The sequence below is a fragment of the uncultured Clostridium sp. genome (assembly GCF_934754915.1).
In the GTDB taxonomy this organism is placed as follows: Bacteria; Bacillota; Clostridia; order Clostridiales; family Clostridiaceae; genus Clostridium.
The window spans coordinates 66039-78476 of the sequence record NZ_CAKVKB010000003.1; the positions used below are offsets into that span (position 1 = coordinate 66039).

At 26.6% G+C, this 12438-nt stretch carries 12 protein-coding genes; 7 read left to right on the forward strand and 5 right to left on the reverse strand.

All coding sequences use genetic code 11. The features are described from left to right. Positions 1 to 85: 85 nt before the first annotated feature. Positions 86 to 1297: a DUF4179 domain-containing protein gene (locus Q0F58_RS01235; protein ID WP_294371414.1), complete on the forward strand. Its 1212-nt coding sequence runs from the start codon at positions 86 to 88 to the stop codon at positions 1295 to 1297. Between the two features lie 44 nt (positions 1298 to 1341). Here the strand turns inward: Q0F58_RS01235 and Q0F58_RS01240 are convergent, their stop codons facing one another. Both Q0F58_RS01240 and Q0F58_RS01245 read right to left on the reverse strand, forming a co-directional pair. Beyond that, on the reverse strand, positions 1342 to 2766 hold the full coding sequence (locus tag Q0F58_RS01240) for a spore germination protein (protein ID WP_294371416.1): 1425 nt from the start codon (positions 2764 to 2766) through the stop codon (positions 1342 to 1344). 185 nt (positions 2767 to 2951) lie between these two features. Further along, on the reverse strand, positions 2952 to 3254 hold the full coding sequence (locus Q0F58_RS01245; RefSeq protein WP_294371418.1) for a hypothetical protein: 303 nt from the start codon (positions 3252 to 3254) through the stop codon (positions 2952 to 2954). 538 nt (positions 3255 to 3792) lie between these two features. Here Q0F58_RS01245 and Q0F58_RS01250 point away from each other — a divergent pair. The 5 genes from Q0F58_RS01250 (at position 3793) to Q0F58_RS01270 (ending at position 7319) form a co-directional block, all read left to right on the forward strand. Continuing rightward, positions 3793 to 4212: a YaaR family protein gene (locus Q0F58_RS01250; protein WP_294371420.1), complete on the forward strand. Its 420-nt coding sequence runs from the start codon at positions 3793 to 3795 to the stop codon at positions 4210 to 4212. A gap of 195 nt (positions 4213 to 4407) precedes the next feature. Continuing rightward, a complete protein-coding gene (locus tag Q0F58_RS01255; RefSeq protein ID WP_294371422.1) occupies positions 4408 to 5406 on the forward strand; it encodes an ABC transporter substrate-binding protein in 999 nt (332 codons plus the stop codon). Further along, a complete protein-coding gene (locus Q0F58_RS01260; protein WP_294371423.1) occupies positions 5381 to 6148 on the forward strand; it encodes an ABC transporter permease in 768 nt (255 codons plus the stop codon). Before Q0F58_RS01255 ends, Q0F58_RS01260 begins: the two co-directional genes overlap by 26 nt. Continuing rightward, entirely contained in the window at positions 6132 to 6800 is a 669-nt protein-coding gene (locus tag Q0F58_RS01265) for an ATP-binding cassette domain-containing protein (protein WP_294371425.1), read from the forward strand. The genes Q0F58_RS01260 and Q0F58_RS01265 overlap by 17 nt, the downstream gene beginning before the upstream one ends. Before the next feature lie 279 nt (positions 6801 to 7079). Next, entirely contained in the window at positions 7080 to 7319 is a 240-nt protein-coding gene (locus Q0F58_RS01270) for a hypothetical protein (protein ID WP_294371427.1), read from the forward strand. Between the two features lie 74 nt (positions 7320 to 7393). Here Q0F58_RS01270 and Q0F58_RS01275 read toward each other — a convergent pair whose 3' ends face one another. Continuing rightward, entirely contained in the window at positions 7394 to 7645 is a 252-nt protein-coding gene (locus Q0F58_RS01275) for a hypothetical protein (RefSeq protein WP_294371428.1), read from the reverse strand. A gap of 723 nt (positions 7646 to 8368) precedes the next feature. Here Q0F58_RS01275 and trxA point away from each other — a divergent pair. Next, positions 8369 to 8683: a thioredoxin gene (gene trxA, locus Q0F58_RS01280; protein ID WP_294371430.1), complete on the forward strand. Its 315-nt coding sequence runs from the start codon at positions 8369 to 8371 to the stop codon at positions 8681 to 8683. A gap of 93 nt (positions 8684 to 8776) precedes the next feature. On the opposite strand, the gene Q0F58_RS01285 is transcribed toward trxA, so the two are convergent. Next, entirely contained in the window at positions 8777 to 9805 is a 1029-nt protein-coding gene (locus Q0F58_RS01285) for a branched-chain amino acid aminotransferase (protein WP_294371432.1), read from the reverse strand. 308 nt (positions 9806 to 10113) lie between these two features. After that, positions 10114 to 12012 (reverse strand): NAD(+) synthase, encoded by a 1899-nt coding sequence (locus tag Q0F58_RS01290; RefSeq protein ID WP_294371434.1) that lies wholly within the window; start codon positions 12010 to 12012, stop codon positions 10114 to 10116. Positions 12013 to 12438 lie beyond the last annotated feature (426 nt).

A 12438-nucleotide genomic window follows, 5' to 3' on the forward strand; every position in this document is an offset into this window, starting at 1 on the left:
TTAATTTTAACATATATATGGTACAATTAAGAATTGTATTAGAATTATTTGTTTGAAATCATATTAGACTCTGAGAGGTTTATACATGAAGCTAAAAGAAATTTTTAATGGATATGTTAAAAGAAAAAAAGAATATAAAATTTTAATATTGACTTTAATAATCATATTAATATTAGGAATGGCTTTGAAAGGAAATATTAAAGATATATTTGGAATAAATAATGATGCTAATCTTGAAAAATATGAGGATTATCTTGAAGTTGTAGGAAAATCAAAAGAATGTAGAAATACTATAGTAACCCTTGAAAGTGCAGTTGCAGATAAAAATGTGCTGATGCTTAGTTTTATTGTTAAAAATTCTGATAAAAAAATTGAAAACTTGAAAGATGCTGATGTACATATAAATTCACTCACGATAAATGGAAAAGAAATGTATCTTATATCTAAAAATAATTTAGAACTTTTAAATGATAATGAAATGAGAATAGTAAAAAGAATAAGCTGGAATTTTAATGAACTTCCTAAGAATCTTAATATTTCAATAGGTATCAGGAAGATGTTTGAAAGTGAGGGGAATTGGGATATAAGATTTAATGTTGATACAGAAAAGATATTAAAGGATATATATGAAGAAAATATTAATATATGTATGAACCTAAAAAATTTGAAGGGGTATATTAAGAAAGCAGTGATTTCACCTCTTACTATAAAATTAGAATCAGTATATACAAGTAAAAATGACAGCAGTATAGGGTTTCTTGTTTTAAATGAAGATGATGAAGAGCTTATATCTATTGGAGAAAGTAAATCAAAAGATTTGAATCAATATGAGTATAGTTCAAAATATGTAAGCAATAAACCTTTGGATAAATTAAACATAATTCCTATTTATTATGGAAAAGATAATGAAAAAGATATTTTGACATGTAGCAAAGTTAATATGGAAGAATTTCACCAGTTCTATTTAGAGGTAAGTGATAATCTTTATATAAAAATTGAAGATTGTTTATTAAGTAATGGATATTTAATAATAAAATACAATTATGAATACAATGGAAAAGTTATTACTCCTGATTTAAATGATTTATATGTAAAATCTGATGGCGTTGTCTATGATGCTGAGAGGGACGATAAAATAAAACAGATTAAGAAGGAATATGCTTCTGATGACTATAAAATAGCTGTTTTTAAATGTGATATTGGAAAAGAATTGGAAATAGGGTGCTACGATGGAGGGCATGGAGTTATTTTGGAGGAATATTCTTTTAAAATTGATACAGAGAACAGGAAAAATTAGAATCTGATGCATTAAAATATAAATGAAATGCATCAGATCTTATTTTATGATTTCTGAACATCTTTTGTAGTTTTAGTCCTGAATAAAAGTGTTTTGAGTTTTTTCCAATTAAATGGAATAAGAGGATAAAAATATGGCTCACCAACAATGGTTTCTGTTTTTGCCATTATTAAAAGAATTAATATTGTACCACCAATCAATCCGTATAAGCCAAAAATTTCAGAAAATATTAATAAGAAAAATCTTGCAAATTTGCAGGCGTAAGTCATTTCAACACTTGGCTGAGAAAAACCAGCCAAAGCTACAATAGACATATATAATATTGATTGATCAGTAAACCATCCTGTATTTATAGTATATTCACCAATTATTAATCCACCAATAACTGAGAGCGATGTCCCTAATGGGTTTGGTGTGTTAAGTGAAGCCAGTTTTAATGCATCTATAGCAAATTCTAATATGAAAAATTGCCAGAACATAGGGATTCTATATGATGCTTCTGGACGGAGGAAATCAAAAAAAGCAGGAAGACTTATAGAACCATTTATGTACAAAAGAAAAATTGGAATTAGAAATATTGTTGATAAGATTGTCAAATTTCTTATAAGTCTTAGATAATTTCCTGTAAATAATGGGAAAAAGTAATCGTTTATATCTTGAGTGAAATCAAATACAGTAGTAGGAAGAATTATTACATTGGGTGAATTGTCTACAAAAATAGCAAATTTTCCTTCAACTAAATGTGCAGCAGTAACATCAGGTCTTTCAGTATATCGTACTTTAGGAAATGGAGTCCATAAATTTTTTTTTACTAATCCATCAATCAGTGTTTGATCACCAACAGTAAGGGCATTCAAATCTATATTTGATATACTGTCAACAATTTTTTTTAATATTTTGTTATCTGCAACTCCATCAATATATGAAATACATACATCTGTCTTTGACATTTTTCCGACTTGATGAATTTCAAATACAAGTCTAGGGTCTCTAAGGCGTCTTCTTATGAAACCAATATTGAAAATAAGTTTTTCAATAAAAGCATCACGACTTCCTCGAAGAGTTTTTTCTTTTTCAGGTTCTGAAGAATCTGCTCCCGGATATGTACGAAGATCTAGAAGTAGAAAATATTCAAATTTATCAAGATATAATATTGTCTGTCCGCTTAATAGAGCATCAATAATTTTTTCTAAGTTATTTTCTTTTTCAACAGATACATGAGGAATTTCATGAAGCATAAATTCATCAACAGTCTTAAAGGAATCCATTGTTTCAATTGAAATATTAATAAAGGACTTTAAAATCTCTTCCATTATGTCATCTTTTATAAAACCGTTAAGATAGTATAAGACAGTGTGTCTTCCTCCAATAATCATTTTTCGTTCAACTATATCAAAACTTTTATCTACTACAAGATGAGAGTGAATTAATTCAATATTTTTTGTACAGTTACTTGTTATCTTTAGCATTTATAATAGTCACTTAAGTATATTAACTTAGCAACTGCCTCCTTTCCATAATTATATTGAGCAAAAAATTAATTTTCCACATCTTGAAATTAGTATGTCATATATTAGTTAAATGTATACATTAGAAATATTATTATAAAAAATGAACCTCTGGCTTTTATATTGCCAGAGGTTCATTTTGAAAATTATTCATATTTAAATTTTATAGAAATTTCTTTGATTTCACCTCTTGAATTTTTTCTGATGTTGAAGTGTTTTATATCTTTAAAATCATTTTCTATCTGATAAGTTAATTCTGTAACAGTAGCTTTTGCTTTTTTAGCTAATTCACCATCTTCAATTACTTCAAATCTAGATTTTTTACAGATTGTTTCATTATTTAAATCATCTAAAATTACATAATATTCAGGTGCTTCTTCTATAACCACATATTCTTTATTTAATTGTAAAGTAGAACAAAGAGCGTCATCTATACATCTTACTATCATCTCAAATACCTCCTGAAAGTTTTTTTCTTTTAAGTAAATTTTATTACAAACATTTTCTCTTTTCAATCATAAAAGTATACATAGCAAATATTTGTACATATTTATAAAAAAATTTTTAAAAATTAGTATAATATTCTAATTAACAATATATATATTCATTTATATGTTATGTTTTTTAAAGATATATGAATATGCTGTACAATTATTTGTGAGTATGAAAAATATAGTTATAAATGATATAATAATTCTGGATATGTTTACGATAATTAATAATAAATATGTATTCTAATTAATAATATACAATTGACAATGAAGGATGAAATCTTAGCAGAGATTTCTTTAATTATTATGTAGTTTTATTATTTGGAATGCATATATTAAAAATAATTATAATTAATATATGTTGAAAGATTGAAAATATATTTCAATGATATAAGTTTAATGTTATATTGATTTATAATATTAATGAAGCGTATTTTTATAGAATTTTAATTTATAAGTGGATTTTTTGTATATTAGATGAAAGGGACGAATATATATGGAAATAGGAAGAGTAAGAAGAGGAACTGTATCAACAGAAAGAAGAGTAACAACAGGGAAAAAAGATTTTTCACATAGTTTTAATGAGCAGAGACAAAGAAAATCAGAAGAGCAGCTTAATAAAATGATTGCAGACATAAAAAAGAGGGGATCAAGACTTATCACAACAAAAACATATGTTGATGTTGTGATGTACAAGAAAATGATAAAAGAATATCTTGAATCTATACTACAATTTATGTATGAGACTAAGAAGGATATAAGTTTTTGGCAGACTCAGTATTATGTTACAGTAGATACTATTGACAGCAAACTTGAAGAACTTACACAAGCTCTTTTATCAGATGAAAAGGACAATATAAATATTGTTGCTGCAGTTGATGAAATACAGGGAATGATTGTAGATATATATAGATAGCATTATAAATAAGACTGTTAAATCGGGAGGTTATCTGGATTTAATGGTCTATCATTTTGCAATGAAAAATTTTATATTCTGATATTTTGGGTATTATGTAATTAACTTGCCTTTTTTACAAATTATGATATGATGAGTATTGGCTGAAAGTAGAATAATATATATGATATATTGATAGAAGAAAGGATGATAGTTTTGAAGAAAAGGATAGCTTTAGTATTAATATCTATTATGAGCATATTTGTTTTTACAGCATGTGGAAATGATTTGGCTAAAGAAAATACAAAACAGGCTGAAGAGATGAAAGAAATTAATTTTACTGTTCCAGATGGACTTCCAGCTGTTTCAGTATCAAAAATTATAAAAGAAAAACCAGAAATAGATAAAAGCTATAATATAAATTATACAATAGAGCAGAGTTCGGATGCTCTTTCAACAAGCATTATGAAAGAAGAGCCAGATATTGCAATAGTGCCTTCCAATTTAGCAGCTGTTGTATACAATAAAAACAAATCATATAAGATAGCTGGAACTGTAGGATGGGGATCGTTTTATATTGGATCATCAGATTCTTCAGTAACATCAGTAGACATGCTTAAAGGAAAAGAAGTGTATAATATTGGAAAAGGGCTGACTCCTGATATAATTACAAGAACTGTATTAAAAGATAAGGGAATTGATACTGATAAAGAAATAAATTTCAGTTATGTTGATGGTGTTTCAGAACTTGCTCCTGTAATATTATCTGGAAAAGCTCAATATGCAGTTATTCCAGAACCAGCTTTATCTACAGTTCAAATGAAGAATGGAAATTTTAAAATAATAATGAATTTAAATGATGAATGGAAAAAAATGAATAATTCAGAATATGGTTATCCACAGTCAACAGTAATAATCAAATCTGAGCTAATAGATAATGATAAAGAATTTGTTTCAAAAATAATGAATGAAATTAAAGAAAGCTGTAACTGGATTTATGAAGATAAAGAAAAGTTAGGAGAATATTGTGAAGAGATTGGTGTGTCCGCAAATAAAAAAGTAATTATAAATGGGATAGACAGGTCGAATATAAAGTTTGCAGATATAAAAGATTGTTATAATGAATATAAAATATATTTTGATAAATTAAATCAATTTGAACCTAAAACAATAGGAGGTAATATACCAGATGATGAAATATTCATGGAAAAGTAAATATACTTTTATTTCATGTATATTTTTCATGATTATATGGGAATATGTTGCAATTAAGATAAATAATGATATCTATCTTCCTAAAATTGAATGTATTTTGAAAGAAACATTTAAATTAATAAGAAGTAGAAATTTTTATATGTATATAAGCAGTAGTTTTATAAGAACTATTGTAAGTTATATATGTGCTTTGATTTTAGCTGTGATTTTAGGGATACTCGCATCAGTGTATCCCTTTTTTAGATACTTTATAAATCCTCTAAATTCTTTTATAAGGACGATACCTACATTAGTTCTTGTAGTTCTTGCACTTGTATGGTTTGACAAAGATAAAGCACCTTTTGTAGTAGGATTTGCAATTATATTCCCAATATTATATGAAGGAATAAGAAACTGTCTCAGTAAAATTGACAATAAAATATTAGAAATGGCAGATATATATGAAATAAGCATGTATGATAAATTGAAAAACATATTTATACCTACAATAAAATTTCATATTATTAATATATTTGTATCAACACTATCTCTTACATTTAAAGTTGTAATAGCAGGAGAGGTTCATGGACAGCCTAAATATGGGATAGGATCTCAAATTCAGATGGAGAAAATAAATTTTAATACAACAGGAATTTTTGCATGGATAATAATAATTGTATTGATATCATTTATTTTTGAATTTATGAATATAAAATTAAATAAGCTGACATATGGGTGGTGGTTGAATGAAGATAACGATTAAAGATTTAAATAAAAGTTATGGAAAGGAAAAAATATTTGAAAATTTTAGCATTGAATTTGAAAGTGGAAAGATAAATTGTATTCTGGGGGAATCAGGATGTGGTAAAACTACACTTTTAAATATAATAGCAGGACTTATTAAGGTGGATACATGCAGAATTGATGGGATAACAAAGAAAGATATAAGTTATGTATTTCAAGAGGACAGACTTATACCATGGCTTACAATTAAAGAAAATCTTTCGATTTCATTAAAAAAGTATTATTCAAAGGAAAAATTAGAAGAAAAAATAAATGAAATATTAAAAATAGCAGGAATACAAGGAATAGAAAATAGATATCCTCATGAATTGAGTGGAGGAATGAAACAGCGCATAAACATTGGAAGAGCATTGGGAAAACCTTCTAAGGTGATATTGATGGATGAACCTTTTAAATCACTAGATTATAAGACTAAATATACAATAATAAATGAATTTATGAAAATATTAGAAAATGAAAAACGTATAGTTGTATTGGTTACTCATGATCTTGATGAAGCTGTGTATTTTAATGGAAAGATATTCATTTTTGGTGGCAGACCAGTATGTACAAAAGGTGTTTTTGCCAATGAATTGGAAAAGAATAAGAAAATTATGTTGGATTTAATCTGATGTTCTAAGATTGTAAATTATATATACGAAGCTTAGAAATCCCACTTAATAATGCAATTTTATACTATAAACATATATTAGTTTGTAAACTTTTGGTAATTGATTACTAAATCAAATTGGAGTGGTTATATTTGAAGAATATAGAATAGAATTTATTATTATAGAGAAAGATAATAAATTACAATTATTGGGTGAAAAAGGACAATACTTTCTATAATGTAAGTGATAATATGACAATGTAATAGATTTATAAATATTGATTAATGTCAGAGCATTATATTGTTGTGTTATACTCCAGATGCATCTTTTTTAAAGGGATATGGAAAATCAAAGTTTACAGATAATGAAAAGGTAAGAATTCAGATATATCGCATCTGGCAGCGATTGGGGATGGTGGTTGAAAGAGGGTATCGTGAATATAAAGATCCTCATATATACGAATGGGTTTTAGATGAGTTTAAAAAGGAAGTTGAATTTTTAGAAAGATGGCATAAAAATGAAGCAGCAGATAGAAGTTAAAAAATTCAATATCGACTTTACTAATTAATTGGAAGCGAATAAGAAAAACATACTGGATTTAATAATATAATGTTCTATATTAGAATAATTCTGCTTCCAACACTTATAAACATAAATGCAGCAATTAGAAAATTAAAAAAACTTAAAAGCTTTTTATTATCATTTAACAATGTTATTCCTAAAAAAATATTACACATTCCTATTAATACAAATATCAATGAAAAGTACTTTTCAGGATTAAGGCTGCTTGATATTAGATTTAAAGATATCATAGATAAAGATATAGCAAATACCATATTAGAAAAGCTTAAAATTTTTTTTATCATAATTAAACACTTCCTTAATATAAGATATGTAAAATTTATAGGTTTTATATATGAGTGGAGATATATGTATATATATTTCAATTAACAATATATAATGGACAATTTACAATGAAAGATGAAATTTTTCCAAGATTTCTTTAATATTTTTACGTGTGTTAGATAGATTTTAAATGTAGTTTCAATTTTATAATAGATATTGTTAAAAGAAAGATAATAAATATTTTTGGTATATATTCACTTGGTATATATTAACATTTATATACAAGTTGTTTGAAATTTATTCATAAAAAAGGAGAAAAAATGTTTAAAAAACTTTTTACACTTGATTCAATAACAGTCATATGAGAATATTTTATGAAGTGTTGAAAGAATATTCATAATGAACTTATTAAGCATGGTGGAGGATATAACAGACTTTATAAAATTTCATCATTTTAAACAATAAATAAAGAAATTTAATAATGTTAAATATAATTGGCTGGATTTTTAATATACAGAGATATTATTAAATTTGTTGTTGAAGTCTATATAATTAGTATATAAGTGAACAAAATAAATATTGATGAATATCATGATATTACAGAAAAATTATTAATTTCAGATTTGTATTAATAGAAAAATATAGTATATATTTTGGACATTCTTTTATATCTAGATAAATAAAAAGTTATAACTATGGATATAAAATAGATTTGTTTTATAAGATGTCTGGAGGAGGATATTATGATAAGACATATAAATGATGAAAATTTTGTTCATGAAGTATTAAAAGCAGGAGAACTTGTTATTGTGGACTTTTCAGCAAGATGGTGCGGCCCATGTAAGATGCTTACACCTGTTTTAGAAAATATATCAAGAGAAAATAAAAATATAAAAATAGTAAAAATAGATATAGACGATAGTCCGCTAGTTTCAGAACGATACAGAATAACTAATATACCTAAGCTTATGTTCTTTAAGAGTGGAAGAATTGTTGATGAGATTGTTGGCTTTGTTCCTAAAGATATTATAAATGGAGTTATATACGAAAACCAATAAATAAAAGTTAACCTAATAAATTGAATTGGAACAAATACTTTTATATATAAAAATAACCAGTATTTAAAACTGGTTATTTTTAAGTAAAAAGATTTATTTTACTTCATAAATCCATCCTTCTGGAGCTTCAACATCACCCATTTGAATTCCATAAAGTATATCATATAATTTCTTAATTACAGGACCAACTTCAGTTTCACTGTAGAAAACATGTCTCTTACCTTTATAATCTATGGCACCAATTGGAGTTATAACTGCAGCAGTACCACATGCACCAGCTTCAGCAAATTCATCTAAATTATCAGCTAATACATCTCTTTCAAAGACAGGCATCTTTAAGTAATGTTCTGCAATGTATAATAAAGAGTATTTTGTTATACTTGGTAAGATTGATGATGATTTAGGAGTAACAAATTCACCTTTCTTTGTTATACCTATAAAGTTAGCAGCACCAACTTCATCAATTTTTGTATGAGTTGCTGGATCTAAGTAAATACAGTCAGCATATCCGCCTTCAGCAGCTTTTTTATGAGCTTGTAATGAAGCTGCATAGTTACCACCTACTTTTTGTTTACCAGTTCCTTTAGGAGCAGCTCTGTCGAATTCATCTTGAATTACAAAGTTACATGGCTTTAAACCACCTGAGAAATATGGACCAACTGGCATACAGAATACTGTGAAAATATATTCTGTAGCAGGTTTAACACCTATGTTATCTCCAACACCCATTAATATTGGTCTGATATATAAAGTTGCACCAGTTCCATAAGGTGGTACATATTTTTCATTAGCCTTAACAACCTGCATACATGCATCTATAAATTTTTCTTCAGGAACATGTGGCATAAGAAGTCTGTCACAACTTTCATTCATACGAGCAGCATTTCTATTAGGTCTGAATAATTGTATTTTACCTTCTTTTGTAGTATATGCCTTTAATCCTTCAAAACAACTTTGTCCATAATGAAGAACAGGTGATGCTTCGCTTATATGAAGAGTATTATCTGTTGTAAGTTTACCTTCATCCCATTTTCCATCTTTCCAGACTGAGATATAACGATAATCTGTCTTTATGTAACTAAATCCTAATTTACCCCAATCTATATCAGCTTTTTTCCCCATTATAATTCCTCCAAATCTTTAGGCTTATTGCCTTGTTTTTTACTAACATATATTTTAACACTACTTGAATTAAAATTCTACAATTCATCATGAAAAGTAGTGAAAGTTTAATAAATTAATAATAAATGCTAGTATATTTTATCTCTTTTAAAGAAAAACATTATTTTATTGGTAAAAAATATATGTATTTTAATGATTAATGATATGAATTGTATTTATTCTTTATTTAATTAAAAAAATTAGAAAGAAATTATTAATTTCTTTCTAAAAACAAAAGTTATTTATTTGAATTATAAAATTTAATTATATTATTTCCAAGGTTGTGCATCAGACGGCATTCTGAAGTCTCCCCTTGGACTCAATGAAATGCTTCCCACTTTTGGACCATCAGGAAGGGCACTTCGTTTAAACTGTTGTGTAAAAAATCTATACATAAATTTATCAAGCCACTTTTGAATTTCTTCTTTTGAGTATTCATTTTTAAATGCATGCTGAGCAAGGAAAAGAATTCTTTCTTTTGTAGAACCATGTTTTATAAAATGATATAAAAAGAAATCATGAAGTTCATAAGGTCCAACTATGTCTTCTGTTTTCTGAGCTATTTGTCCATTTGAATCTTTAGGAAGAAGTTCTGGACTTACAGGAGTATCAAGAATATCCATTAAAGTGTCAGTTACAGTTTGATTAGATTCATTTTGTGCTACATATTTAACAAGATATCTAACAAGTGTTTTTGGGATAGAAGGATTGACAGCATACATAGACATATGATCTCCATTGTATGTACACCAGCCTAAAGCCAGTTCAGATAAGTCTCCAGTACCAATTAGAAGACCGCCTTCTTTATTTGCCACATCCATTAATATTTGAGTCCTTTCTCTTGCTTGAACATTTTCATAAGTTACATCATGAATATCTTTATCATGTCCGATATCCTCAAAATGCTGAAGGGCAGCTTTTACAATATTTATTTCACGGAGGTCTGTACCTAATTCTTTGCACAAATCAAGAGCATTATTGTATGTTCTATCTGTAGTTCCAAATCCAGGCATTGTTATTGTTATTATATTTTTTTTATCTAATTTTAAGAGTTCAAAAGTTTTAACTATTACAAGGAGAGCAAGAGTGGAATCAAGTCCGCCTGAAATACCTATAACAGCTTTTTGTGAGTGAGTATGTTCTAATCTTTTTGCAAGACTTGCAGCCTGAATATTGAAAATTTCTCTGCATCTTAAATCTCTTTCGCTTTCAGAAGAAGGAACAAAAGGATGTTTATCTATGAATCTGTCAAAATTTTTTATAGATGTATCTTCGAATTTGAAATTTATTACTGTAGGAATTTTATTTAAAGATTTAGAACCATCTCTAAAACTTAAATTTTTCATTCTTTCAGATTTCAATCTAAATAAATCTATATAACTATATATAACTTCATTATCTCTTTGAAATCTATTATTTTCTTTTAAAAGAGTTCCATTTTCACTTATTAATAAATGACCGCTGAAAAGAAGGTCTGTTGTTGATTCTTGAACGCCTGCTGAAGAATATATATAACTACATATAGAACGCGCACTTTGATTGGAAATTAAACTTCTTCTATAATCAGCTTTACTTACTAATTCATTTGAAGCAGAAAGATTTCCTATTATATGTGCTCCCATAAGAGCAAGATATGAACTTGGAGGGATTGTAACCCATAAATCTTCACAGATTTCAACACCAAATGAGGCTATATCTGAAGCAAAAATTAAATCAGTTCCAAATGGAACATCTTCTTGATATGAAAGATTTATTTTCTTTCCAGTTATAGAAGCACCTTCAGTAAACCAGCGTTTTTCATAAAATTCACTATAATTAGGAATATATGATTTAGGAACTATTCCTAATATCTTTCCTTTAAATAAAAGATAAGCACAATTATAAAGTGTGCTGCCATCTAAAAGAGTAGAACCTATAGCTATTAGCATATCAATATTTTTAGTTTTTTCTAATAAAGTTTTTATACCTTCATCAGCTTTTTTTAAAAGATGCTCCTGAAGAAATAAATCTCCACATGTATAAGATGTTATGCATAATTCGGGGAAAACTATAAATTTACAGTCGTTTTTTTCTGCTTCTCTTATACATGTCAGAATATTTTCAATATTGTAGTCAACATCGCTTACGCGGGTTTTTGGACAGGCTGATGCGACTTTTATAAAATCCATATAATCACTCCTTAAATTATTAACTATACTAAATTTCAATTTTTAAATAATATATATTTATGAACTTATTTTAGCTCAATAAAGAAAATATATCCTGATTAATTGATTTTATTTAATAAAATCAATTAATTCAGAAGATTGTAATTTATAATAAAATAAATGGAAATTAGTATTCTTTTTCATTTATCTTAATATTTTTAGAAGTTAGCGTCAATATGGTTGTTTTTGCAACAATACTAAATCGTTAAATTATTTAGAAGTTTGTGTTTGTTAATTTTGACAGTTGAATTTCATTTAACTAAGAAAAATTAAAATATTAAGTTATTATTTTATATAACTTGACTTGTGAATTAATTTAAGAAAATTTACCATTGGTTTTTAATTCGTGTTTTACCATTATAATTTTTTATAAAAAAGTAGCATATA